The organism is Methyloceanibacter sp. (assembly GCF_050726195.1).
In the GTDB taxonomy this organism is placed as follows: Bacteria; Pseudomonadota; Alphaproteobacteria; order Rhizobiales; family Methyloligellaceae; genus Methyloceanibacter.
This window is the reverse complement of the sequence record NZ_JBOHJC010000014.1, coordinates 1-24,207: the sequence shown is the minus strand read 5'-3', so window position 1 is coordinate 24,207 and position 24,207 is coordinate 1. Positions and strand designations below refer to the sequence as shown.

The following is a 24,207-nucleotide window of genomic DNA, read 5'->3' as shown; positions in this document are numbered from 1 at the left end:
TGGTCCCGCTCAGGCCACGATGCGGTCGAACGCCGCGTGCACGGACTGGAGCGTGTCCTTGAGCGCCGCCTCGAGCGTGTCGAAGTCCGGCATGTCGGAGGCGCGCGCGAGCAGATCCCTGAGCGCGAGTGGCGCGTCCGCCGCGGCGAACGGCTTGTCGAGACAAAGCCGCAGGACTTGCGTGAGCGTGTGATAAAGGCGCGCCGCCGGCACCAAGATCTCGGCATCGCCCGGGGACAGCACGCCTGTGGCCGAGAGCTTGGTCAGCGCCATCTCCGTGTTCTGGTCGAGCGCCTCTGGATCGCGCTCCGCGCTCACGATCTGCAGGAATTGGGTGAGGAATTCGAGGTCGATCAGTCCGCCGCGGACCTGCTTCAGGTCCCAGATGTCGGTCGTGCCCTTCTCGTTCGCGATCTTGGCCCGCATGGCTTTGACCTCTTCGGCCACCATGGCCCGCTCGCGCGGAACGCAGAGCACCGCCTTGATCGTCTCGTTGATCTTGCGGCGGAGTGCCACGGGACCGGCAACCACGCGGGCGCGGGTCAGCGCCAGATGCTCCCAGGTCCACGCCGAACTCATCTGATAGTCGATGAAGCGCGACAGCTTGGTCGCCACCGGCCCTTGGCTCCCTGACGGCCTCAGTCGCATGTCCACCTGGTAGAGCGATCCTTCCGCGGTCTGCGCCGAAAGCGCGGCGATCAGGCGCTGAGTGAAGCGGGAATAAAACTGCGTGCCCGGCAGGCTTCTGGCGCCGTCGGAGTGCCCGTCGTCGCCCGCGAAATCGTAGACGATGATGAGATCGAGATCGGAGGCGGCGGTCATCTCGCTGCCGCCGAGCTTGCCCATGGCCACGACTGCCGTCTCGCCCCCTGGCAAGTGCCCATGCTGGCGCGCGAGTTCCGCCCCGACCCGGTCGCTGAGCGCCTCGATCAGCGTCTCGGCCAGCGCCGCATAGGCCGCGCCCGCCTGCCGCGCCGAGATGGTGCCGGAGATCACCCTGACGCCGATGAGAAACCCTTGCTCGCGGCCGACGATGCGCGCGCGGTCGAGCGCGTCTTGATAGTCGCCTGCCTGGGCGATGGCGTTGCCGACCAGTTCCTTCAGCTTGGCCGCCGACGGTACCGCCCCGAAGAACCCCGGGTCGAGCACCGCGTCCAACAGCCTGGGGCGCCGGCCGATGATATTGGCAAGGCGTGGCGCCGTGCCCATGATGTCGGCGACGAGGCGCAGCAGGCTCGGATTAGCGGCAAGCAACGAGAACAGCTGCAGCCCCGCCGGCATGCTGGCGATCACCTTGTCGAAGGTCGCCAGCGCGAGATCCGGCTCGGCGGTGCGGCCAAACGCGTCGAGCAAAAGCGGCAGGAACTCCGTGAGCCGCTCGCGCGCCTTCAAGCTTCGCGTCGCCGCATAGCGGCCCGACTGCCACGCGCGGATGGCGGCCACCGCCACGGCCGGATTGGTGAAGCCGAGGCGCTCGAGGCCGGCGAGCGCGGCCGGATCGCCCTCGTCAGCGACGACGATGCTCGGCGCCGATGTGGGCGGCTCGGGAATCTTCTCGAACAGCGCTTCGTAATGCGTCTCGACCAGTTTCAGCTGGTCGAGCAGCGCCTCGCCGAACGCATCCGTGTCGTCGAAGCCCGATAACCTGGCGATGCGGTCAAGTTCCTGCCGGTCGTCCGGGATGATGTGGGTCTGCTGATCGCCCACCATTTGCAGCCGGTTCTCGATGCGGCGCAAGAACAGATAGGCGCTGGTGAGCTCGTTTGCCGTGGTTTTTTCGATCCACTCGCCGTCGGCCAGCCGGTCCAAGGTCTCGATGGTCCCGCGCGTTCTGAGCTCCGGGTGGCGCCCGCCGGCGATCAACTGCTGCGTCTGGACGAAGAACTCGATGTCGCGGATGCCGCCTCGGCCGAGCTTGATGTCGTGACCCTCCACGGCAATCGCGCCATGACCCTTGAAGGCGTGCACCCGCCGCTTCATGGCGTGGATATCGGCGACCGCGGCGAAGTCGAGATATTTGCGCCAGACGAAGGGCGAGAGCTGACCCAGGAACTCTTCGCCCAACGCGACGTCGCCGGCCACCACCCGCGCCTTGATCAGCGCCGCCCGCTCCCAGTTTTGGCCGAAGCTCTCGTAGTAGGTGAGCCCTGCGTCGGTGGAGAGCGCGATCTGGGTCGCCCCCGGATCGGGACGTAGCCGCAAATCGGTGCGGTAGGAGTAACCGTCCGCCGTGAACTCCTGCAACAGGCGCACGAGATCGCGCGTCAGCCGGACGAAGAAGGATGATGGTTCGATGCCGGAAGCAAGCCCGGCGCTCTCGGGGTCGTAAAAGACCATAAAGTCGATGTCGCTCGAATAGTTGAGCTCCGTGGCGCCGAGCTTGCCCATGGCGATGACGAAATAGCCGGGCGTGCCCTCCGGCGAGATGATTTGCCCTGCCTCGCGCCCCTTGCGGAACAGAAACGCCACCGCTGCTTGCAGCGAGGCCTCTGCCGCCTCGCTTAGCGCCTTGAGCGTTGCTTGCGTCGGCCACACGCCGCCAAGATCGGCAAGCCCGGTGAGCAACGCGCTCCGTTGCTTGAACTGGCGCAGGAGGGTCATGACCTCTTTTGTGCCCGGCGCTTGCGCCACGTCACGGGCGAGCGCCGCGCGCGCCTCGGCCAGATGCGCGCCGGGATCGCGCGTGAGACAATCGGCGAGAAGCTGGGGGGAGCGTTGGGCGAGCGCGGCGAGATAGGGCGCGCCGGAGAACGTGGCTTCGAGCAGCGCCGCGGATTTTGGCGCAGCAGCAACCTCGGCCGCCACGGCAAGCTCAGGCCGGCTGCCCATCGCAGACAGCACGCCACCAAGGACGTCGGCGCCGCGCGCCGCGTCATAGACTTTCGGAAGTTCGGTGATGCGCTCGGCGAACGCCGTCACGTGGGTCTCAGCTCTGCTCCCGGGGGTGGCATGGCTACCGCCCCGTTGCCCAGCGCGTCGGCCTCGATTGGCAGGACGAGGACGACGCGGAGGCCGGGTTCGTTATCCTCCAGCCTCAGGCTGCCACCATGCAACCTCGCTACCGCCGCGACAAGGCTCAAGCCGAGGCCGCTGCCGGGCTCCGACCGGCTCGCCTCCAGCCGAATGAAGCGCCCGAGGACGCGCTCGCGTTCCGGCCCTGGCACGCCGGGACCCCGGTCGGTGACGATGATTTCCGCCACCCCCTCCCCGGCTTCCGCGCGCACCTCGACCTCCGGCTGCCAGCCATTGCCGCCTTCGGCCGTGGCCGGGGCGCCGTATTTCAGGGCATTGTCGATGAGATTGGCGATCGCTTGGCCAAGCAGCTGGCGGTCGGCGTGGATGACGATCGGCACCGCGGTCTCGGCGTGCAAGGCGATGCCGCGCTCCTCGGCCACCGGCTCGTAGAGCTCGGCCACGTCGCGCACGAGTTCCGAAAGGTCGAGCCTCTCCCGGTTCTCGCCGCCGGCGCCGGCCTCGAGCCGCGCGATGGAAAGCAGCGCGTTGAACGTCTTGATCAGACCGTCGGCCTCCTCGATGGTCCGCTGCAGAGCCTCGCGGTAGGCGCCCTCGTCGCAGGATTCGCGCAGCGCCTCCTCGACCCGGTTGCGCAGTCGGTTCAGAGGCGTCTTGAGGTCGTGGGCGATGTTGTCGGAGACCTCGCGCAAGCCCGCCATGAGCTGCTCGATACGCGCCAGCATGAGATTGACGCTTTGCGACAGGCGGTCAAGCTCGTCGTCCGAGCCGCTCACCGGCAGCCGTCCAGCGAGGTCGCCTTCCATGATCGTGCGCGTCGTAGCGGCAAGGTCGTCGATGCGCGTTAGCAGCTTGCGGCTCACCCAGAAGCCGCCGCCGATGCCGACCAGAGCCATCACCCCGAGCCCCCACAGCATCGTGGTGCGGATCAGCCGCGCCAAGTCCCGCCGGTCCTCGATATCGCGGCCGACGATCAGGCGGTAGCCGCCCGGCAGGCGGAACACGTTGGCGAAGGCGAGCCGCCGCTCGACGCCACCGGGAGCTGGCCGGCTATAGACGAACTCGACGGGCCCTAGGCTGTTCCACAGCGCGGGCGATACCGCGCTGAGATTGCCCGCGAGCTGCTTCCCTTCGTTGTCCGCCACGAGGTAGAGGCTGTTGCCGGGCGTCTGGCTGCGCTCGGCGACGGTGCGGACCAGCTGGTCGAGACCGCCCGCCCGGTACTGCTCGGCGAGGCCCTTCAGCTCCGCATCGATCGTCTGGTTGAGCTGCCGCGTCAGCAGCACCGTCGTGTTCCAGTAGATATAGAAGATGGCCACGATGGCGGCCACGCTGAACAGCGCAAGGTAAGTCAGTGACAGGCGAAAGGTGGTGGTCCGGAAGAGCTTAGTGAGCGCTGTCACGGATGGTGTAGCCGGCGCCGCGGACCGTGTGCAGGAGGGGGTCGCCGAAGTTCTTGTCGATCTTGGACCTGAGCCGCGAGATGTGGACGTCGATGACATTGGTCTGCGGGTCGAAATGATAGTCCCAGACGTTCTCGAGCAACATTGTGCGGGTCACGACCTGGCCCGCGTGCTTCATCAAATATTCGAGCAGCCGGAACTCGCGCGGCTGCAACATAATGGCTTCGCCCGCCCGCGTCACCTTGTGCGACAGGCGGTCGAGCACGAGGTCGCCCACGACGAAGCGGGTGCTGCCCTCTTCGGGCGAGGTGCGCCGGGCCAGAGCTTCGATCCGGGCCAATAATTCGCTGAAGGCATAGGGCTTCGTCAGGTAGTCGTCGCCGCCGGCGCGCAGGCCCTTGACCCGGTCGTCCACCTCGCCGAGGGCTGAGAGAATCAAGGCCGGCGTCCTGATCTCTTCGCTCCGCAGCGCTTTGATGACACCGAGCCCATCGCATTTCGGCAGCATGCGGTCGACGATCAGGACGTCGTAGGCATTGGTCCTGGCTAGGTCGAGCCCGGTCTGGCCGTCGGGCGCGTATTCGGCCACATGGCCGGACTCTTTCAGCGCCCGTTTGAGAAAGGCCGCCGTCTCCTGATCATCCTCGATCACCAGAACGCGCATATCGGCGGGTCTCCCTGACAAAGCTGCCTCGGCCTCGGTTGGAGAAAGGGGCGGGCGGCGCGGTGGGGGGAAACCGCGCCGCCCTCCGGCGTAGAAAGCCTAACTCAGGCCTTCTTCAGTGAAAGCGCCACGAAGCGCGTCTGATCGCCGGTTTTCACTTGCATCAGCACCTTGACGGTATCCTTGTCAGCCTTGGCGCCGGCCATGGCCTTCTGGACGCCGGCCGCGACGTCGTCCGGATTGGACACGTTCACGCCCGCGACCTGAAGGATGACGTCGCCGGGCTTCAAGCCCTTGTCGGCGGCGTCGCTTGAAGGATCGACCTCGGTGATGACCACACCCTCGTCACCGGCGCCGGGAAATTTCGCCGCCGGAGCGAGCGACAGTCCGAGGTCCTTCATCTGCTTGCCGGTATCGGCGGGCTCGTCCTGCTCGAGCGCGGCAAGCTTCTTGGCGCTGGGGAAGGCGCCGAGCTTCATGTCGACCTCATGCTTGTCGCCATAGCGGACGATCGACAGCTTGACCTTGGTGTCGGGTTCGAGGTCGGCGATCTTGCGGGCAAGGTCACGCGAGTCTTCGATCGCCTCGCCGTTGACTTCGACGATGACGTCGCCGGCCTTGATGTCTTCCTGAGCGGCGGGGCCGTCCTCGGTCACCTTGGTGATCATGGCGCCCTTCGGCTCGGGCAAACCGATCGAATCGGCGATGTCGTCGTTGACGTTCTGAATGACGACGCCAAGCCAGCCGCGGTCGACGCTGCCGTGGCTCTTCAGCTCGCTCACCACCTGCTTCACGAGCGCCGCCGGCACGGCGAAGGCGATGCCGACATTGCCGCCGGAGGGCGAGAAAATGGCGGTGTTGACGCCGATGACCCTGCCGTCGAGACCGAAGCTCGGACCGCCCGAATTGCCGCGGTTCACCGCCGCGTCGATCTGGAGATAGTCGTACGGCCCGGAGCCGATGTCGCGGTTATGCGCCGAGATAATGCCAGCCGTCACCGTGCCGCCGAGGCCGAACGGGTTGCCTACTGCAAGCACCCAATCGCCCACGCGGGGATCCTTGTCGGAGAACTCGACATAGGGAAAGTCTGACTTCTCCTCTGTCACCTTGAGCAGCGCGAGATCGGTGCGCGCATCGCTGCCGACGAGCTTGGCCGAGTATTTCTTGCCGTCTTCCATCGTCACCGAAATGTCCTCGGCGTCCTCGACGACGTGGTTGTTCGTCACCACGAAGCCGTCCTCCGACACGAAGAAGCCGGAGCCTTGCGCGAGGCTCGGGCTCGGCTTGGTCGGCGGCGTCGGCATGCCCTTACGGAACTGCTTGAAGAAATCGTAGAGCGGGTTGTCCTCCGGGATGTCGGGCATGCCGGGGATCTGCATGTCGTTGTCGGCGACCTTGACGTCGCCCTTGACGTTGATACTGACCACGGCCGGACTGACCTTCTCCACAAGGTCGGCGAAGGACAGCGGCGCGCGCCCGTACGGCGTGTCGATGGTCTCCACCGCCTTCGCCTGCTGCGGCGTCTCGGCAATGGCGAACGGCATGTTCGTGCCGAACGCGAGCCCCAATGCGCCCGTGGCGATCAGGGCGGCAGCGGCGAGGAGCGCGGGCTTGCGGGTCAGCGTCCGCGACCGCGGGCTCTCGTTCGCAGCGTTGCTCTGGTCAGATTTCATTGGTTACCTCTCCTGAGAAGGACAATCCCGTTGATCGTATCGCGCCCCCGACGGGCGGACATCCAGGCTCCAAGATATAGGGGCTCGCCGATTACCCCGCGGTTTCGCCGGGATTAAATTTCAGTAAGGTTCAACGGCTCAAACGCCGGCTTTCCTGAGTTGTTCCGCCCACTTAGCGGGACACTCTAAGGCTCGAGGTCGCCCACGAGCCGCTTCAGGTGGCGCTTCTCGTTGGCCGACAAGGGCTTGGGCCCCTCGGCTGATAACCTGCGCCGGCGATGCGCAAACAAGATCGCCGTAAGCCCTGCGGCAAGGACCAGCGGCGTCGCCAGCCACAGCAGCCAATTGTGCGGCGAGAAACGTGGCTTGAGCAGCACGAACTCGCCGTAGCGCGCCACCACGAAGTCGATGATCTCCTGATCGCTGTCCCCCGCCGTCAGCCGCTCGCGCACCAGAACGCGCAAGTCCTTGGCGAGCGGCGCGTCCGAATCGTCGATCGACTGATTCTGGCAGACGAGGCAGCGCAAGCCTGCGGACAGATCGCGTGCCCGTGCCTCGAGGGCTGGATCCTGCAAGACCTCGTCGGGCTGAACCGCATTCAGAGGGCCGGTCGCGGAAATGCCCGCCAGCAGGGACAAAACCAAGGCGAGGACGGACTGGCGCAGCAACATCGTCACTCCCCCGCCGCGACCGGCGCCGGCTTCGTTTGCGCGCGCTTCGGCGCGCCGACCCGCAAACGCCGGTCCGACAGCGACACGGCGCCGCCGAAGAACATCACCAGTGCCCCGATCCAGATCAGCCGCACCAGCGGATTGAAATAGACCCTGACCGTGTAGGCGCCGTCCTTCAGCGGATCGCCGAGCACGACATAGAGGTCACCCCGCCAGCTGTTGTGGATGCCGGCTTCCGTGGTCGTGTTCCGCTCCACGGTGAATTCGCGCTTCGACGGCGCAAGCTCGGTGACCAGGCGGCCGCCGCGCGTGACTTCGAACACGCCGACCCGCTCCTGATAGTTCGCACCTTGCCGCGGCGCGGTCCCCTGGAACACGAGCCGGTAGCCGGCGATGTCCACAGCCTCGCCCGGCGCCAACGCCTCGATGCGCTCCGAGCGCCACGCCGAGGTGGCGACGATGCCGACGACCACGAGGCCGAGCCCCGCATGCGCGAGCGCCGAGCCGTAGGCGGCGCGCGGCAGATTGCGCAAGCGCCGCCATGCCTCGGCGCGTGACGAACCGAACAGCTTGACCCGCGTGGCGATCTCGGTCGCCGCACCCATGATCAGCCAGACGCCGAGGCCGACGCCGAGCGGGGCAAGCCAAGGTCCCTTCTGGTTGATGGCGAGCACGATGACAATGACCGCAAGGCTGACGATCGCCGCCGCCATGAGCCTTTGCGCCGCCGCCAGGAGATCGCCGCGCTTCCACGCGAGCAGCGGCCCGAACGGCACGGCGATGAGGAGCGGCACGATGAGCGGCACGAAGGTCAAGTTGAAGAACGGCGCCCCGACCGAGATCTTGTCTCCCGTCAGCGCCTCGAGCGCGAGCGGATAGAGCGTGCCGACCAGCACCGCGGCGCACGCCACCGTCAGCAGAAGATTATTGAGAACGAGGGCGCCTTCCCGGCTGATCGGCGCGAACAGGCCACCTTGCGACAGCAGCGGCGCGCGCCACGCGAACAGGATCAGCGCCCCGCCGATGAACACCGCCATGATGCCGAGGATGAACACGCCGCGCGCCGGATCGACGGCAAACGCATGCACCGAGGTGAGCACGCCCGAGCGCACCAGGAACGTGCCCATCAGGCTCAAGGAGAAGGTGATGATGGCCAGCAGGATGGTCCACACTTTGAGCGCGTCGCGCTTCTCCATCACCAGCGCCGAATGGAGCAGCGCCGTGCCGGCGAGCCACGGCATGAACGAGGCGTTCTCCACCGGGTCCCAGAACCAGAACCCGCCCCAACCAAGCTCGTAATAGGCCCACCACGAGCCCAAGGCGATGCCGAGGGTGAGGCACATCCAGGCCGCGAGCGTCCATGGCCTGACCCAGCGCGCCCAGGCGGCATCGATGCGGCCGTCGATCAGCGCGGCGACGGCGAAGGAAAACGCCATCGAAAACCCGACATAGCCCGCGTAGAGGAACGGCGGGTGGAAGGCGAGCGCGGGATCCTGGAGCACGGGATTGAGGCCCTGCCCGTCGAACGGCGCCGGGTCGAGCCGGGTGAAAGGATTGGACGTCGTGACGATGAACAGGAGAAACGCCACGGCGATCGCGCCTTGCACGGCGAGCACATTGGCCTGGAGCTGGCGCGGCAGATTTGCGCCCCACGTAGCGACCGCCGCACCGAACAGCGCGAGGATCAGCACCCACAAGACCATGGAGCCTTCGTGGTTCCCCCACACGCCGGAGATCTTGTAGAGCATCGGCTTCGCCGAATGCGAGTTCTGCCAGACATTCGCCACCGAGAAGTCCGACGTCACGTACGCTGTCGTCAGCGCCATGAAGGCGACGAGGATCAAAATGAACTGCGCCTGCGCGGCGGGAATGGCGACGGCGGCAAGTTGCGCGTCGCGCGTGCGCGCGCCGAGGAGCGGCAGTGCCATCTGCACGATGGCGACCCCGAGCGCCAGGATCAGCGCGTAATGTCCCGTCTCAGCGATCATTAGTTCACCTTGCCGTCTTCCGCAGCGTCTGCCCCGTCGCCCTGCCACACACCTTGTTCCTTCAGCTTGGCGGCGACTTCAGGCGGCATGTAGTTCTCGTCGTGCTTGGCGAGCACGCTGTCGGCGTGAAACACCCCGTCCGGCTCGAGCACACCCTCTGTGACCACGCCCTGTCCCTCGCGGAAGAGGTCCGGCAAGACACCCGTGTACGTCACGGGCAAGGTTTTCTTCTGGTCGGTGACGACGAAGCGCACGGTGGTCCCCTCGCCTCGCTCGACGCTTCCCATCTCGACCAAGCCGCCGAGCCGGAACCGCTGACCCGGCGCCACTTTCATCTCGGCCACGTCGCTCGGGCCATAGAAGAACACGATCGAATCCCGCATGGCGTAGAGCACGAGCCCGACGGCGAGCCCGAGCACCGCAAGGCACGTGCCGATCAGAACCCCTCTTCGCTGCTTGCGCGTCATGACTGCAATCCAAGCTCCGCCGCGAGCGCGTCGAGCTGCTCGATGGCTTGCGCCTTGCCGGCGAACTGGCTCTTGGCGCGCGCCAGCGCCTTCAGGGCGTCGTCCTTGCGGTCGAGCACCGTATAGGCGCGCACCAGCTGGAGCCAGCCGCCGAGGTCGTCGCCCTGCTGCTCGAGCCGTGCGGCAAGGCGCTGCACCATCTGCTCGGCCATCGCCGCGCGGTCGGCCGGGCTCATGTTTTGCGCCGCGGCGATGTCCGCTGCGCTCGGACCGCGCACGTCCTGCGCCTCGTCGATAGGCTTGCCGGACATCTGCGCCTCGGCCGCTTCGATGCGCTTCTGCACCATCGCGCGCCACCGCTCGTCGGCGCCTTCCCGCTCGAGCAGCCCGCGCCAATCGTCGATGGCCGCGGCAAACTCTCCGTCCTGCTCCTTGGCGATGGCGAGCAGGATGCGCGGCTCGACCAGGCTCGCGTCAAGCGCGAGCGCGCCTTCGAGCGACTTTCGCGCTTCCTCCGTCACCACCCCGCCGGTCTCAAGCACGAGCGCCTGGCCATGGCCGGAGAGACGCTTGGCCGACGGCCCGAGCAGCCTGATCGCCTGCGCATAGGCATCGGCCGCGTCGCCATAGCGGCGCCAGCCCATATAGACCGGCGCGATGACGTCCCAGCCTTCACCTTCTTCGGGATGTTCGCGTAAGCGCGCCTCGACTCTGGCGACGAGCGCGGCGAGATTCTGATCGTTGGCGGGATCTTGCAGCCGCGCGGCGAGCGGCTGATCGGGTAGGCGGGGGGAGCCGTAGGTGAGATAGAGGCCGAGCGCTGCGAGCGGCAGCGCGAGCGCAACGCCGATCAAGGCAGCGCGGGGAAGCGTGCCGGACCGGCGTGCGCCATTCGCTACCTGCGTGTTGGCATCGGCCGCGAGCAGGCGACGCGAAACTTCGAGGCGCGCAGCCTCGGCCTCGGCCTCGCCGAGCAACCCGCGCGCGCGGTCGCTCTCGATCTCCTCGAGCTGGTCGCGATACACGGCCGCGTCGAAAGCCCCGCGTCCGGGCTCGCCGGCGCCGCCGCTCACGAGCGGCCGCAACAGAACGAAGAGAACGATCGCCGTGAGGCCGGCGAGAATGACCCAAAGCAGCACGTGAGGTGCCAACCTCCAGAAGCCAACAGAAGGTTAGGCATAGGGAAACGGGCTGAGCGGGGCAAGGTCCGCCCGGACCTCGCGGAGATTAATTCGCCGCAATCTGAATGGACAGGCCGCTAGCCGACCACGTTCCAGGTGCCATCGGGTCCACGGCAGGCCGTGCCGCGGGCCGTCTGCGGCTGCCCGCTGACATAGATCGTGTGCGTGTACGGGCGGCAAAAAGAGCTGCCCTGCTGATAGGGCTTGCCCGGCACGATCTGGCCGCGGTGCTGATTGGACGGATTGTTCCACGGCGTGACCTGGCCGGCCTGACCATATTCCAGCGCCTGGTATTGCGCCTGCGCCGCCAATTGGCGGTCGCGCTCGTCGAGGTCCGCGCCGATCAGATTGCCGAGAATGCCTCCGGTCACCGCGCCGATCGCCAATCCGGCCGCCCGGTTATCCTTGCCGCCAATCGCGGCGCCCGCGGCGCCGCCGGCGACCGCGCCGAGGATGGTCCCCGTGCCTTGCTTGTTGCCCGGCCCGCATGCCGTGAGAAACAACGGCACCAGGGCGATTGCGATGAATGGTGTTAGTCTCATGGCTTCCCCCTACGCCTAGAGTTAACCAACCCGGCCCCCGGCGAGAGACTGAATAGCGAGAGTTTATCCTGTCCTACGATCCTTAAGAATAACAAATCTGGCCAAAATAGGTTGAGACAAGGCAAATCCCTGGAAATCAAGCCGCCGGCAGCTTGTAGCCTGGATGGAGCGTAGCGAAATCCGGGTTTCTCACACTCAATCCCGGGTTACGCTTCGCGTCACCCGGGCTACGATCAAGCCGCCGGCAGGGTCAGCCTGGCCCGCAAGCCCCCTTCCGGCGAGGGTTCCAGCTCGAACCGCCCCTTATATAGATGAGCCAGGTCGGCCACGATGGAGAGGCCGAGGCCTGAGCCTGGCTTGGTCTCGTCGAGGCGCTGCCCCCGCTTCACCACCTTCTCCCGCTCGGCCTCCGTCAGCCCGGGGCCGTCGTCGTCGACGATGACCGCGAAGCTTGCGTTGTCGCCCAGGCGCTCGGCGTTGACCGCCACCCGCCCCCTCGCCCATTTGCAGGCGTTGTCCAGGAGATTCCCGACCATCTCCTCGAAGTCCTGCTTTTCGCCTTGAAACTTCAACCCGGGCGATGCCTTGACTGCCAGTTCGATCCCGCGCTCGCCGTAGATGCGGTCGAGCGTGCGCTTCAGCGCGTCGAGCACCGGCGGCACGTCGGTCAGATCGCCGATCACGCTCGACCGGGCGGCGACCCGCGCGCGGTCGAGGTGATGGGTGATCTGCGTGCGCATGATCTCCGCCTGCTCCACCACCTTGTCGGAGAGCGCGCCTTTGTGGGTGCGCGCCTCGTTGCTGATGACGCTGAGCGGCGTCTTGAGCGCATGCGCGAGATTGCCGACATGGGTGCGCGCCCGGTCGACGATCTCGCGATTCGATTGAATGAGGGCGTTCAGCTCCTGCTGAAGCGGCTTGATCTCGTCGGGAAGCTCGCCTTCGAGCTTCTCGGCCTCGCCGGAGCGGATCGCCGTGAGGTCGTGGCGTATCGCGCGCAAAGGCAGGAGCCCGAAGCGCACCTGGAAGAACGTCGCCGCCACGAGGCCGAGCCCGAGCAGCGCCAACGCGAGAATGAGCATGGTGGTGAACTCGGCGAGATCGGCGTCGATCTCGGCGGCATTGCCCGCCACGGCATAGGAGTAGGGAATGGAGAGCTCCCCGCCCGGCCTGATCTCGCGCTCGACGATACGCAGGCTCTGATTGTCAGGGCCCGGCGCATAGCTCCGCCGCGTCAAGGTCTCGTCCGGCTTAACGCCGTCGCGGCTCGGCAGGTCGAGTTGCTGATCGAGCAGCGAGTCGGAGATGTAGAGGGGACGCTCGGCGCCTCTAAGCGGCTTGATTTGCCAGTACCAGCCGGAGAACGGGATGGTGAAGATCGGATCGCCGAGATTGGCGGGGTCTTTGGGGGAAGTGCCACCCTCTTCCGTGGTCGAGGCGACCAGGCTCGTCAGGTAGACGTTGAGGCGCGCGTCGAAATTGCGTTCGACGGCTTGGCGATAGAGGGAGACGAGGAGAATGGCGGCGGCGGGGATGACCACGAGGGTCCATGCCGCGGCCGAGGCGAATAGCCTGAAGGCGAGAGACTTAGGCCCCATCTTCGTTGTCCGTGAGGCGGTAGCCTAGCCCCCGGACGGTCTTGATGAGATCGATGGGCAGCTTCTTGCGCAGGCGCCCGATGAACACCTCGACCGTGTTGGAGTCGCGGTCGAAGTCCTGCTCGTAAAGATGCTCGACGAGCTCGGTGCGGGAGACGACGCGCTCGCGGTGCATCATAAGGTAGGCGAGCACGCGGTATTCGTGGGAGGTGAGCTTGATGCTCTGGCCGTTCACCGTGACCCGCGCCGTCCTGGTGTCGAGACGGAGCGGCCCGCATTCCATCTCGTTGCGGGCGTGACCGGCCGAGCGCCTGAGCAGCGCCCGCAGGCGTGCCAGCACCTCTTCCATGTGGAACGGCTTGGCGACGTAATCGTCGGCGCCGGCGTCCATGCCGGCCACCTTGTCGCTCCACCGTTCGCGCGCGGTGAGGATCAGGACCGGCATCTTGCGGTCGTCGCGCCGCCACTGCTCGAGCACGGAGATCCCATCCTTCTTCGGCAGGCCGAGATCGAGCACCACGGCGTCGTAGGGCTCGGTATCGCCGAGAAAGTGCCCCTCCTCGCCGTCGAACGCAGTGTCGACGGCGTAGCCCGCCTCGCCGAGCGCGGTGACGAGCTGACGGTTGAGATCTGGATCGTCCTCGACGACGAGAAGCCGCAAAGCCCTACCTCCTCAAGCTTAGGACGCTCCCCGCGCCCTCCTAAAACTGCCCGGTGCGAGCGTCAACGTTGAGATTGGTGACCTCGCCTTTCTTGCCCAGGACCACGATCTTATAGACGAAATTGCCGCCGCTCTCGCACAAGGTGGCGGAGATCACCTTCCCGCCGGTCTTCGACTGCACCATCTTGTAGATAACATTGCCTGGGATGAGTGAGTTCTGCGAGATGAGCGCGCCGGCCGATTTCCACGGAAGGCAGCCGGCCTCGGCCGGCGCCGCGCCCGCGGTCAGCAGGACCGCGGCAAGCGCCCCAATGGCCATTCGCATCGTCGCTCGGCTCGTCATCTCAGTCCCCAAATATCCCTACTTGAGAGTAACCCTAAGGGAGGGCCAATGAACGGTGCATGAACGGGGCCCTCGCCTACTTCACCTTGGAGGGCTTGCCCGCCTCGGGCTTTGCCGCGGCATCGTCCACCTTGGCGCCGAGCGCCGCAAGACCGAGCCGCGTCATGTCGCCCGCCGCCCAATAGCCGACCGCCGAGAGCGCCGTAGTCACGCCGAGGATCTGCGTGCGGTAACCTTTGGCGAAGCCGCCAGTGATGAGCCATGAAAGCGTGTTCATTCTCAACGTCCTTTCCTTGTTGTGGGAACAGTCGTAGCCCGGATGGAGCGAAGCGAAATCCGGGACCTAGCAACCCGCATTCCGCTTCGCTTCATGCGGGCTACAGGAGCTGATTTCTGATTCCTGACCCCTGGCCCGGCCAGCGGTAGCCGAGCACGAGGCTCTTGCGATAGGCGGCGAAACAGACTTTGTCGGACTGGTTGCCGCCGAGACAGACGAGGCGCCCGTTTTCCTCGCGATCGAAGAACGTGACGTGGCCCTGCCAACCCTTGCCGCGCTTCAGCACCACGATGCAGCCTTGGCGCGGGGTGGACAGCTTCTCGCCCCAGGCAAGATAGGAGCGCGCCGCGAGCGAGCCCGACGGCTTGAGCCCGGCGCGCGCCAGCATGGCGCCGGCGAACGCGGCGCACCACGGCACGCTGTCATGCTTCACGTCCGCGTGCCCGGCATCCCGGTAGTAGCCCTGCACCACCGGGTTGTTCGCGGCGCCCGGCGCTTCCTTCACGCCGCGTTCGGCGAGCGCGAGCGCGTACCAGCGAGGGATCGCCATGCTCCCCTCCAACAAAAAAGAGGGGCGCCTCAACCGCGCCCCATCCGATTTCTGATTTCTGATTACTGATTGCTGATTACTGATACGGCTTCGCCTTCATGGCGCGGTACTGCTGCACGATCTTGAGCGCCACGAGCACGAGGGAGGCGAGGCCCGTCAGGCTGCCGATCCCCAGCGTGAGGAGGTGCAGCCACGGCGACAGCGTACTCGGGTCGATCATCGCCGCGGTCAGCGAGATGCCAGTTCCCGCGCCGCCGAGTGTCGCTGCCTTTGCTGTGCTCATGTGCTCGACCGAGCGATAGATGGCGTTCAGCAACATCGTGCCCATCGGCCTCTCCTCGCAGGGGCCCCGTCTCGCTTAAAGGCTCAATCGCGCAGGCGTGCTTCGCCGCTTAGAGCGCGGGCTCGCGCAAGCCCACCGCCACAGCGAGATCCTCGGCGGAGATCTCGCCGGAAGGCGAGGTCGCGACCCGCTCGGCGGCTGCCGCCCGCGCCGCCTCGATCAGTGCCTGGCGCTCTGACGTCGCTCGCCGCTCGGCGTCCTCGGCCCACGCGCCGCGCCGCTCGTCCCATGTGTCGTGCACACCTGGCTTCGCGGCCGTCACGTCATCGGGCAACGCGCCAAGGTCTTTTATCTCACGCTCCGTACCGTCTGCGGTAGCGTAGACCGTCTCGCCGCGATGGTCCTCGACTTGCACCCAAACGCCGTCCTTGCGGCAGACAACGTGTCCAGGCGCAAATTCGGGCGGCGCATCGAGCGTGCGCGAGGCGTGATGTGGTCCTGGCAAAAGTTCGGTGCCGAACCGGTCGCGCTTCGCCTGCATGCTCCCCGCAAATTCGCCGGTCTCGGGATCGAAGAGGTAGATGGTCGTCATGGCTGATCCTTAGGCTGATCCCTAGAACACGATGCACGGCAGCAAAGCGATGTTGTTGGGGCGAACCTCGGCAGCCGCGCCATAGATGGCATTGCTATCCGAGGCGTCGAAAGCCAAATCGCTGTTGGCGGAACCGGTGCCCGTATTTGAGCCTGTAGTGGTGCTGCCATCGTCTGAGAAAGCACCCGAACCAGACATGCGGACAGTGGGGTTCGCATTGATGGAGCCCGTGATGTTCGGCAGGCCGCTCGACTGCGTCGTCCCCACCGTGATCGCGGAGCCATCGGCGGCGCGGATGAAGCGGTTGTCGGTGATAAGGTCGGGCAGGTCGAAAGTCGTCGAGCCATCGCCGGGACCGAAGGTCGTGCCGATCTCGGCAAAGAGACCGGCATACGTGGTCCGCGACACTGCCGATCCGTCGCATTCCAAGGCAAACGCGGGCGGCGACGTGCCGGCGTGCCAGAAAACCAACCCGATGAACCCGCTGGCGCCGCCCCCGCCGCCGCCCGGCAGATTGCCCACGTCGAATTTGCGAATTTCTCCCGAGCCAAGGAAGCCGACCAGGAAGTCGCCCGCGGCGGGTGACGCCTCCTCCGTGAGATCGGCAAGCGCCACGTCGGACGGATCGCCGGAGGAGCCCGCGTTGCGGAGCTTGAAGCTCCACGCCGCCATGTCGGCCGCCTTGGCGTTCGTCACCGCGTTGTTGGCGATTGTGGTGGAGTTCGACCCGGCGCTCGCCGTCACGTCGCCGGTGAGCGCCGCGCGCCGCAGCTGGCCGGCGCTCATCGACAGAGTGGTGTTGAGCGTGATGTTCTCGGGATCGCCGGTGCCGGCGGTGTCGCGGCCGATCAGAGAGTCGGTGGCGATGTCCTGCATCTTGGCGAAGGTGATCGCGTCGTTGTCGACGGTCCACGTAGCGCCGCCACCTGAGACAGTGATGTCGCCCTTGTCGCCGTCGGTGAGCGAGGCGCTCGTGATGAACTCGAGCCCGTCCTCCGTCGCCGTCACCGCCACGAGTTTCGACGCCTGGCCCGAATAGCTCGCCGGCACGTCGCCTAGATCGATAAAGTCGGCCGCCCCGCCCCCGCCGCCGCCCGGCAGATTGCCCACGTCGAATTTGCGGATCTCGCCCGTGCCTAGGAAGCCGACCAGGAAGTCGCCCGACGCGGGCGAGCCCTCTTCCGTCAGGCTGGCGAGCGCCGCGTCCGAGGGATCGCCGGACGAGCCGGCGTTGCGCAGCTTGATGGTCCACGCCGCCATGTCAGCAGTCTTGGCGTTGGTCACGGCGTTGTTGGCGATGGTGGTCGAATTGGAGCCGGCGGAGGCCGTCACGTCGCCGGTCAAGGCCGAGCGTCTGATGCCGCCCGAGCCGGTGAACTCGACGCCGCCCGAGACGGTAATCTCCTCCGGGTCGCCACTGGACGCGGTGTCGCGGCCGATCAGCCGGTCGCTCGTGACGTTTTGCATCTTGGCGAAGGTGACCGCGTCGTTGTCGACGGTCCACGTACCGCCGCCGCCGGAGACGGTGATGTCGCCCTTGTCGCCGTCCGAGACCCCGCCGCCGCCACCCCCCGAATAGAGGTTCCAGTCCGCGCCGTCGAACACATAGAACGCGGCCTCGTCGATCACCCAGGCGCGCCAGCCCTGCCCGCCGCCGGCGCCGGGCAGATAGGAGCGCCACTCGCCGTCGATGAAACGGGCGATGCGCTTGTCCCAGCCGAGCCACTCGCCGGTCGCGGATCCCGCCACGATATAGGTGTCGCCCTCGGTCGGGCGGTGCGGCCAGGTCCTTGTCGAGCACGGCAAGCTGCACCAAGGTGTCGAGCAGGGTCATGCCCTCGTTATGGGTGACGTGCTTCTGCGCCTGCGCCGCGGCGATGTAGGGGATGCGCAGCTTCGCGGATTCTTCAGCCATTGGGCTCGTTCCTCGCCAGAAGCCAGAAATCAGAAACCAGAGACCGGAAGCGCGCCGGACTCCTTCTGGTTTCTGGTTTCTGACTTCTGATTTCTAGTGTTGGTAGTCGTAAGTCAGCTGCTCGGCGGCGGCGCCCGCGCCGTAGACCGGCGAGATTTGTGAGACCCGAATCGGCACGTTCCATTGTGGCGCCCCGAAATCCGCCGTCTGCATCGCCGCGGTGTAGAGGAATATCGGCGCCGTCACCTCGACGGCGCGGAGCACGTCGCCGCCCGGCGCGTCGAGGATCTCCAGCCGATAGCGCTCCGCCTCCTCGGCCAACGGCACCTCGACGCTCTGCCAGCTATCGCCGCCGATGCGCGTGCGCCGCACCCACAGCAACATCCAGTCGCCGGTCGAGGGCTCACGCTTGCCTTGCAGATGCACCGGCGATAGGGGCCGCAGGCCCAATCCCTGAAAGGCGTGCGCCGCGGTGCCGTATGACTCCGCATCGAGGCTCTCGCTCGCCGGGCCATATTTGTAGTTCAGCGCAAGTCCGACCTCCGGCCGCAAGCCAACCGGCGTCACCGCGCTGTTGACCAGAATGAAGCGCGCGCCAGCAGCGACGGGATTGCGCATGGCGCCTTCCGTGCCGTTCATGCCGCGCAGCAGCACCGACAGGTCGTAGGTTGCCGCGTCGGCCAGCGCCGCCGTCTGGAACTGGATCAGCTCCCAGTCGCCGTCTTCGTTCTGGATCGCCGCGAAGTTGGCGCCGTTGAGCAGCGCCTCCTCGGTCACCGACTCCAATTCACCGAAGTTAAGCTTGACGCGCAGCACATTGCTCTTGTCGAAGCGGTGGAGCGGTCCCGAATAGAAATCGAACACCGTCTCGCCGCCGGTCGCCCGCGCGCCGACGATGGTGTTGAGCTCGTAGCCGCTCGTCGACGGCGAGCGATATACGGCGACCGCGCCCGGCCAGGGATCGGCGTTGGCGGCGATGTAGCCAATATGCGGCGCCTCGTCCCCGCGCAGCAGCGGCAGATCGAGAAACGTCGCCGAAGTCGGCCCGTACACCGTGACGACGTCGAACTCCCGTTCGCGTTCCGGCACCGGCAATGCGTCGAGATTGAACGGCTCGACCGAGCGCGCCTCGATCGCCTTGAAGGCGCCGTCCCGCGTCTCGGTGAGACGGAGCGCATAGCTCCGCCCCGCCGATTGCAGCGTGATCACGTCGCCCGGCTCGAGCGCGAGCCGGCTCGGCGGCAGCGCGAGGCTGCCGCGCTCCCGTGCCGCCCAGGCGTCGCGCAGCCAGCGCTCGGCGATGGCGAGCGCCCTGCCCTGATTGATGACGATGGGCAGCTCCGCCGCCGACACCCGGTCGCTGCGCACGCCAAGGCGCCGCGCCTCCACCGCGCCTTGCGCGTAGTCGTGACTGCCGTCGATGAACGTGACCTTGGCCGAGAGCGGCAGTTCGGTCTCCTGGCCGCGGGTCAAGGTGTAGAGCGGCGCCGCGGCATCGGTCTCGACGAGATCGTCCGGCGCGACCGCCGCCACCGGCCCGATCAGCCCGCGATGGGCGAACTGAATGAGGCCGCCGGATTCGTAGGCGTCGAACAGAAAAGCGAGCCCGAGCGGCTGAAGCGCCTCGCGTGCACTCATGATTCGGTCGATGACGAAGCCGTCGAGGAAGCCGTAGAGCCGGCTCACCTCGTAGCGGGTGAAGCCGTAATCCTCGAGGATTTGCCGCACGATTGCCGACAACGCACCGCCGCCGACGCGCCCCGTGAGCCAGTGCCCAAGCTCCCAATTGCCGCCGTCCGCCCACACCGACAACGCGTAGGGAAAGGCAGGGAATGGCCGCGCGTCCCAAGTGTAGACGAACATGCGGTTGGGATCGACCATGCGGCCGCCGTACGCGCCGGACACCGGGTTCGAGCCGGCCACGTAATCTTCGTGGCTCGGGTCGAAGAAGCTCAGCATCGCCTCGATGTAGCGGCGCTGCATCAAATCGTCCCTGACGCTATTCGAGAAGTACGGCGCGAAACTCTCCGAGCTCTTCGGGTCGATGAACACGTTGGGCTGGTTGGCGCCCTTGTCGACCGCCGGGCAGCCAACCTCCGTGAACCAGATCGGTTTCGATTCCGGTTCCCACGCGGTCGGGCTGCCGGCTTCCGCCCCGCCAGGACGATTGAAGTGCTGGTTCTGCCACCACTCCTTGATCGCCTTCGGCTTGTAGACCCACGGCTTGCCGTGGGCGCCGTCGGTGATCGGCAAGCGCTGTTGCGCGCTGCGCTCCGGCGACGCCTCGTTGCCCGTGGCGCCGGCCGCCGGGTAGTACCAGTCGAAGCCCTCCCCGCCCCTGATATTGCTGCGGAGATAATCGAGGTCGTAGATCGACCGCCAGCCGGCCAGATGATCGAGATGCGCCTCGCCGTCCCGCCAATCGCTCAGCGGCCAATAGACGTCGATGCCGACCGCGTCGATGTCGGCGCTCGCCCATAGCGGGTCGAGATGGAAGAACACGTCGCCCGTGCCGTCCTGCGGCTGGTGCCCACGATGCTCCGTCCAGTCCGCGCCGTAGGTGATCTTCGTGCTCGGCCGCAATACCGCGCGCACGTCGGCTGCCAGGTCCACCAACGCACCGACGAAGGGATAGGCGGATGGGCTCGACCGCAAATTGGTGGCGCCGCGCATCTCCGAGCCGATGAGGAAGGCATCGACCCCGCCCGCCGCCTCGCACAGATGCGCGTAGTGCAGAATGAACCGGCGGAACGACCATTCCGCCGGCCCCGCATAGAGCACCGTATTGCCGGAGATGGTGAAGTCGGAGGCTTCCGCCGCGCCCACGAACGACGCGACCTGGGTCGCGCACGACGCCGTCTTGTCCACCGTGCCAGGCGCGTCAGGCGCGGGATCGCAGGTGATGCGCCCGCGCCACGGGTAAGGCGGCTGCCCCGTCTCCCCCGTGTACGGGTCGGGCAGCGCATTGCCGTCCGCCACGTCCATGGAGATGAACGGATAGAACGTCACCTTGTAGCCGCGCGCCTTCAGGTCCTCGATCGCCGACACCACCGCCCGGTCCGACGGCGTGCCGCCATAGGCCGGACGCCCGTCGACTTGCGACACGACGTAGGCCGCATCGCGCGTGAGCCCGCCCACCGACCAGGCGTAAGGCTGCGTCTCCTTGGTGGCGACCTCGACCCCGGGCTTCACCTCGCAGGAACCGATGCGGAGATCCGTACCGAACCAGCTCACCACGATCGACACGTGCCCGACATTCGGCAGCTGATCCTCGAGCTGGTCGATGGCGGCCTTCCAGTCGGTGCCGCCGAGCGCCGTGTGCAGGTTCTCGGCGATGGTCACGCCGTTCTCGACTCGGATCACCCGCGCCTTTTCGTAGACGAACTCGCCCGCCGACGGGATCAGGTTGACCGCGTTGACTTGCTTCTCGAAATCGTCGACCGCGCGGAACACCTCGAAATTGAGCTGCGGCAGGCGGTTGCCGAAGCGCTCGAGCGCCATGTTCTCGAACACGACATAGGCCGTGCCGCGATAGGCCGGGGCCTTGTCGTCGCCGCCTTCCTTCGAGGAGATCAGCCCGTCGGCGTCGTCGTTCTCGTCGCCGCGATGGATTCGAATTGTAAAGTCCGACTGCTTCAGCTCCTTGCCGTCCGCCCAGATGCGCCCGACCCGCGTGATCGGCCCTTCGCAGATCGCGTAGGCGGCGTTGGCGAAATATCTGTAGGTGACGGTCTTCACCGTCTGCGTCGGCGATTGCGCCGCCGGCGCGCTCGGCGCGTCGAAAATGTCCTTGCCGCCCTTCGCCGGCGCGCCGCCGCCGGTCGTCTGCGTGGTGACGGTCACCTCCTCCTTGAACCGCGTGGCCCAGATCAGCTGGCCCGGCAGCCGCACCCGCCCATAGATGCGCGGGATGGGCGCGCCCTCGCTGGAGGCGCCGAGCTTGAGGTCGGCAAGGCGCGGTCCCTGCTCCAGCCGCGTCTGTCCCGACGATGCGGCGAGCGGCGAGAACAACGCCTGATCGATGAACGCGCCGGCCACCGAGCCGACCGCGCCGCCGATGGTGGCGCCGGAGATCGCCGTGCCGAAGATGCTGACGCCACCCGGAATGAGCGCGCCGCCCACCGCCGACCCCACCGCGCCAAGAACCAATGTCGCCATTACGTCGCCACCCGTGATGCAAACCCCCTCTCCCCTGTGGGGAGAGAGTCGGGGTGAGGGGGAGCCAGAGTCTGAGCCCCCTCACCCGACGCGCTTAGCGCGCCGACCTCTCCCCAACGGGGAGAGGTGAGTCATTCGATGCCTGGAAACCGGAACGCCGCGACGGCGCGGCGCAACCACCACCGCCCAAGCGGAATTTCGACAACGCCAAGCCCCTCTTGCGCGTGAATGAGCCGCGGCCCCTCCCCCGCGTCATTCCGGCGCAAGCCGGAATCCAGGGCAGCAGGCTCGGCGAAAACCAAAATCCCCGCATGCTTCGCCACGCCCTGGTCGCGCATTCGGAACACGAGCACGTCGCCCGGTCCCGCCTCGCCGACATCGGCGAGCTTGACGAGGTGCCGGCATCCGGCCTCCATCAAGGTCTCCGAGCCCGTGGCGTTGCCCCAGTCGCGCGTATAGGCCGGCATCGCCTCGGGCTCCGGCCCGCAAAGCTCGCGCCACAGCCCCCGGATCAAACCGAGGCAGTCGCAGCCCACGCCCTTCACGCTCGCCTGATGGTGATAGGGCGTGCCGATCCAGCCCCGCGCCCCCGCAACGATCGCCTCGCGTGTCGTCATCGGTCTGCCCGCTGGTCTCATGATCGTCTAGGATCGGCTTGAATGGAGGACGACAGCCATGACCGACGCCAAGGACAAGACATCCATCGGCCGCCGTGATTTGATGAAGGGTGCGGGTCTTGCCGGCGCGACGGCGCTCGCGTCTCCTCTCGCAAAGGCCGAGCCGATGCCCAACGACGTGACCGCCGATCAAATCCGCGAAGCCCTCAAGCTCGAGCCGAACCAGACTTGCGGCTTCGTGCGCAACACCTACAAGAGCGCGTTGTCGATCGCGCCGGGCGGCCTGCCCGCGCCGTTCGCCGCAGGGCGCCCGCTCGGCACCGCGCTCTACTTCATGATGACGCCAGAGGCGCCGGTGAAGCTCCACCGCATCATGAACGACCAGCTCTATCACTATTATCTCGGCGACCCGATCGAGCTGCGTCTGCTCTATACGAGCGGCGCCACCGAGCGGGTCGTGATCGGGCCGGACGTGCTCGGCGGCCAGCACGTGCAGTTCTTCATTCCCGGCGGCACGTTCCACACCGCGCGCATCTCAGGTGCGCGCCGCTGGTTCCTCGGCGGCTCGACCGAATGGCCCGGCGTCGATGTCACGAAAGATGTCGAGCTTGGCGACGCCGAAGCCCTCGCCGCGAAATACCCGGCCGCCGCCGCCGACCTCCGCGCCTTCCCGCAGCCGGCGTAGGCCTACCTGCTCAGCTTCTTGCCGTCGTTCTTGCCGCCGCGGGTCGCCACCGACAGCATAAAGTCGTTGCCCGGCACGTGCGGGAAGCCGCGGAAATTCGGCAAATTGTCGAACTTGACCCTGCAAGTCTTGAACTGCTTGTCGCATCCCGCGACGATCTTGAACGTATCGCCCGGCGCGATCGGCTCGGCTGGCCTCTGCCACAGCTCGATATGCACCTCGCCGCTGCGCTTGGCGTGCAGCTTCACCTCCGACGGCCGGCCTGCGTTGGCGCCGGAGAGCCAGGTGATCAGCCCGCGCGTGAACCAGTCGTTGGCGAAGGGATTGATGCCCGAGGCGCGGAACCTGCGCGGCGAGGCGCCAAGCTCCGCCACCACGCCGTCATTGGAGCGGAACGCCGCCTGGTCGAGATCGACCTTGCAGCGCGCATCGCCGAGCTCCGCGTCGCAGCCATATTGGACGATGCGCCCCTTCGGCTGCTGCAGCTCGTGCGCGAGCCCACGCACCTCGCAGGTGAAATGAGTTGCCCCGCGCGACACCTCGCCGAGATTGCCATAGCGCATCAGCACGCGCTCGGCCAGCGCCGCCCAGTTCACCCGGTAGATCTCGATCAGCGCGTTGTCGAACAGGCCGGCGGCGAGGTCCGCCTCGTTGAGCCGCTCCGACTTGAGCGCGCCCTCGACGTCGAGCGTATCGACATTGAGGCCGACGGCGCCGGCGATCTCCGTGCCGGTGAAGCCGCTCGCCGCCTCGAAGCTCGTGCCGTCGAAGGCAAGATCGCGGTCGTGATCGGTGAAGCCGAAGCGCGTCCCGTCGTTCCGCGTGATGCGCCAGCACCAGCACAAACTCGTGGCACCGCTATCGAGATGATCCTGCAACCCCGCCGACAAGACTCTCATGACAATGCCTAGCCGTATCCCTTTTCACCTCTCCCCTGTGGGGAGAGGTCGTGCCGAAGCTTGCTTC

General features: G+C 66.7%; 21 protein-coding genes. 1 reads left to right on the top strand and 20 read right to left on the bottom strand.

Annotation, left to right across the window (positions count from 1 at the left end):
• Positions 1–9: 9 nt before the first annotated feature.
• The 19 genes from ACRECX_RS10875 to ACRECX_RS10785 all read right to left on the bottom strand — a co-directional run bounded on the left by ACRECX_RS10875 (position 10) and on the right by ACRECX_RS10785 (position 22,556).
• Complete coding sequence (locus ACRECX_RS10875) at positions 10–2,919, bottom strand: bifunctional [glutamine synthetase] adenylyltransferase/[glutamine synthetase]-adenylyl-L-tyrosine phosphorylase (protein WP_431558858.1); 2,910 nt, start codon at positions 2,917–2,919, stop codon at positions 10–12.
• Complete coding sequence (locus tag ACRECX_RS10870; protein WP_431558857.1) at positions 2,916–4,376, bottom strand: sensor histidine kinase; 1,461 nt, start codon at positions 4,374–4,376, stop codon at positions 2,916–2,918. The genes ACRECX_RS10875 and ACRECX_RS10870 overlap by 4 nt, the downstream gene beginning before the upstream one ends.
• A complete protein-coding gene (locus tag ACRECX_RS10865) occupies positions 4,360–5,040 on the bottom strand; it encodes a response regulator transcription factor (protein ID WP_431558856.1) in 681 nt (226 codons plus the stop codon). Before ACRECX_RS10865 ends, ACRECX_RS10870 begins: the two co-directional genes overlap by 17 nt.
• Before the next feature lie 104 nt (positions 5,041–5,144).
• Positions 5,145–6,713 carry a Do family serine endopeptidase gene (locus ACRECX_RS10860; RefSeq protein ID WP_431558855.1) on the bottom strand — a complete coding sequence of 523 codons (1,569 nt, stop codon included), beginning with the start codon at positions 6,711–6,713 and terminating at the stop codon, positions 5,145–5,147.
• 185 nt (positions 6,714–6,898) lie between these two features.
• Positions 6,899–7,384 carry a cytochrome c-type biogenesis protein gene (locus ACRECX_RS10855; protein ID WP_431558854.1) on the bottom strand — a complete coding sequence of 162 codons (486 nt, stop codon included), beginning with the start codon at positions 7,382–7,384 and terminating at the stop codon, positions 6,899–6,901.
• Positions 7,385–7,386: 2 nt separating this feature from the next.
• Positions 7,387–9,372, bottom strand: coding sequence for a heme lyase CcmF/NrfE family subunit (locus tag ACRECX_RS10850; RefSeq protein ID WP_431558853.1), 1,986 nt, complete (start codon positions 9,370–9,372; stop codon positions 7,387–7,389).
• The gene (gene ccmE, locus ACRECX_RS10845) at positions 9,372–9,839 is read right to left on the bottom strand and encodes a cytochrome c maturation protein CcmE (RefSeq protein ID WP_431558852.1); all 468 of its coding nucleotides are present in this window, start codon (positions 9,837–9,839) and stop codon (positions 9,372–9,374) included. The genes ACRECX_RS10850 and ccmE overlap by 1 nt, the downstream gene beginning before the upstream one ends.
• Complete coding sequence (ccmI, locus tag ACRECX_RS10840; RefSeq protein ID WP_431558851.1) at positions 9,836–10,978, bottom strand: c-type cytochrome biogenesis protein CcmI; 1,143 nt, start codon at positions 10,976–10,978, stop codon at positions 9,836–9,838. The genes ccmE and ccmI overlap by 4 nt, the downstream gene beginning before the upstream one ends.
• 119 nt (positions 10,979–11,097) lie before the next feature.
• Positions 11,098–11,562, bottom strand: a complete 465-nt coding sequence (locus ACRECX_RS10835; RefSeq protein ID WP_431558850.1) for an RT0821/Lpp0805 family surface protein — start codon at positions 11,560–11,562, stop codon at positions 11,098–11,100.
• Positions 11,563–11,795: 233 nt separating this feature from the next.
• The gene (locus ACRECX_RS10830; protein ID WP_431558849.1) at positions 11,796–13,160 is read right to left on the bottom strand and encodes an ATP-binding protein; all 1,365 of its coding nucleotides are present in this window, start codon (positions 13,158–13,160) and stop codon (positions 11,796–11,798) included.
• The gene (locus ACRECX_RS10825; protein ID WP_431558848.1) at positions 13,150–13,821 is read right to left on the bottom strand and encodes a response regulator transcription factor; all 672 of its coding nucleotides are present in this window, start codon (positions 13,819–13,821) and stop codon (positions 13,150–13,152) included. The genes ACRECX_RS10830 and ACRECX_RS10825 overlap by 11 nt, the downstream gene beginning before the upstream one ends.
• A 40-nt stretch (positions 13,822–13,861) precedes the next feature.
• Positions 13,862–14,146, bottom strand: a complete 285-nt coding sequence (locus ACRECX_RS10820; RefSeq protein WP_431558847.1) for a PepSY domain-containing protein — start codon at positions 14,144–14,146, stop codon at positions 13,862–13,864.
• A gap of 94 nt (positions 14,147–14,240) precedes the next feature.
• Positions 14,241–14,441 carry a hypothetical protein gene (locus ACRECX_RS10815; protein WP_431558846.1) on the bottom strand — a complete coding sequence of 67 codons (201 nt, stop codon included), beginning with the start codon at positions 14,439–14,441 and terminating at the stop codon, positions 14,241–14,243.
• A 100-nt stretch (positions 14,442–14,541) separates the two neighbouring features.
• Positions 14,542–14,991 carry a TIGR02594 family protein gene (locus tag ACRECX_RS10810; RefSeq protein WP_431558845.1) on the bottom strand — a complete coding sequence of 150 codons (450 nt, stop codon included), beginning with the start codon at positions 14,989–14,991 and terminating at the stop codon, positions 14,542–14,544.
• A gap of 76 nt (positions 14,992–15,067) precedes the next feature.
• A complete protein-coding gene (locus tag ACRECX_RS10805; protein WP_431558844.1) occupies positions 15,068–15,319 on the bottom strand; it encodes a hypothetical protein in 252 nt (83 codons plus the stop codon).
• A gap of 64 nt (positions 15,320–15,383) precedes the next feature.
• A complete protein-coding gene (locus ACRECX_RS10800) occupies positions 15,384–15,866 on the bottom strand; it encodes a tail fiber assembly protein (protein WP_431558843.1) in 483 nt (160 codons plus the stop codon).
• A 21-nt stretch (positions 15,867–15,887) separates the two neighbouring features.
• Entirely contained in the window at positions 15,888–17,615 is a 1,728-nt protein-coding gene (locus ACRECX_RS10795; protein WP_431558842.1) for a tail fiber protein, read from the bottom strand.
• Between the two features lie 259 nt (positions 17,616–17,874).
• The gene (locus ACRECX_RS10790) at positions 17,875–21,939 is read right to left on the bottom strand and encodes a baseplate multidomain protein megatron (RefSeq protein ID WP_431558841.1); all 4,065 of its coding nucleotides are present in this window, start codon (positions 21,937–21,939) and stop codon (positions 17,875–17,877) included.
• Between the two features lie 131 nt (positions 21,940–22,070).
• Positions 22,071–22,556, bottom strand: a complete 486-nt coding sequence (locus tag ACRECX_RS10785; protein WP_431558840.1) for a peptidase P60 — start codon at positions 22,554–22,556, stop codon at positions 22,071–22,073.
• Positions 22,557–22,614: 58 nt separating this feature from the next.
• Between ACRECX_RS10785 and ACRECX_RS10780 the strand changes: the two genes are divergently transcribed.
• Entirely contained in the window at positions 22,615–23,241 is a 627-nt protein-coding gene (locus ACRECX_RS10780) for a cupin domain-containing protein (RefSeq protein ID WP_431558839.1), read from the top strand.
• Positions 23,242–23,243: 2 nt separating this feature from the next.
• Here ACRECX_RS10780 and ACRECX_RS10775 read toward each other — a convergent pair whose 3' ends face one another.
• Positions 23,244–24,140: a DUF2163 domain-containing protein gene (locus ACRECX_RS10775; protein WP_431558838.1), complete on the bottom strand. Its 897-nt coding sequence runs from the start codon at positions 24,138–24,140 to the stop codon at positions 23,244–23,246.
• Positions 24,141–24,207 lie beyond the last annotated feature (67 nt).

Bases quoted from the DNA above. Each gene is read 5' to 3' on its own strand.
- ACRECX_RS10835 (WP_431558850.1), bottom strand. From the start codon at position 11,562: ATGAGACTAACACCATTCATCGCAATCGCCCTGGTGCCGTTGTTTCTC.
- ACRECX_RS10800 (WP_431558843.1), bottom strand. From the start codon at position 15,866: ATGACGACCATCTACCTCTTCGATCCCGAGACCGGCGAATTTGCGGGG.
- ACRECX_RS10810 (WP_431558845.1), bottom strand. From the start codon at position 14,991: ATGGCGATCCCTCGCTGGTACGCGCTCGCGCTCGCCGAACGCGGCGTG.
- ACRECX_RS10820 (WP_431558847.1), bottom strand. From the start codon at position 14,146: ATGCGAATGGCCATTGGGGCGCTTGCCGCGGTCCTGCTGACCGCGGGC.
- ccmE (WP_431558852.1), bottom strand. From the start codon at position 9,839: ATGACGCGCAAGCAGCGAAGAGGGGTTCTGATCGGCACGTGCCTTGCG.
- ACRECX_RS10805 (WP_431558844.1), bottom strand. From the start codon at position 15,319: ATGGGCACGATGTTGCTGAACGCCATCTATCGCTCGGTCGAGCACATG.
- ACRECX_RS10860 (WP_431558855.1), bottom strand. From the start codon at position 6,713: ATGAAATCTGACCAGAGCAACGCTGCGAACGAGAGCCCGCGGTCGCGG.
- ACRECX_RS10815 (WP_431558846.1), bottom strand. From the start codon at position 14,441: ATGAACACGCTTTCATGGCTCATCACTGGCGGCTTCGCCAAAGGTTAC.
- ACRECX_RS10785 (WP_431558840.1), bottom strand. From the start codon at position 22,556: ATGACGACACGCGAGGCGATCGTTGCGGGGGCGCGGGGCTGGATCGGC.
- ACRECX_RS10775 (WP_431558838.1), bottom strand. From the start codon at position 24,140: ATGAGAGTCTTGTCGGCGGGGTTGCAGGATCATCTCGATAGCGGTGCC.
- ACRECX_RS10865 (WP_431558856.1), bottom strand. From the start codon at position 5,040: ATGCGCGTTCTGGTGATCGAGGATGATCAGGAGACGGCGGCCTTTCTC.
- ACRECX_RS10790 (WP_431558841.1), bottom strand. From the start codon at position 21,939: ATGGCGACATTGGTTCTTGGCGCGGTGGGGTCGGCGGTGGGCGGCGCG.
- ACRECX_RS10855 (WP_431558854.1), bottom strand. From the start codon at position 7,384: ATGTTGCTGCGCCAGTCCGTCCTCGCCTTGGTTTTGTCCCTGCTGGCG.
- ACRECX_RS10780 (WP_431558839.1), top strand. From the start codon at position 22,615: ATGACCGACGCCAAGGACAAGACATCCATCGGCCGCCGTGATTTGATG.
- ACRECX_RS10830 (WP_431558849.1), bottom strand. From the start codon at position 13,160: ATGGGGCCTAAGTCTCTCGCCTTCAGGCTATTCGCCTCGGCCGCGGCA.
- ACRECX_RS10850 (WP_431558853.1), bottom strand. From the start codon at position 9,372: ATGATCGCTGAGACGGGACATTACGCGCTGATCCTGGCGCTCGGGGTC.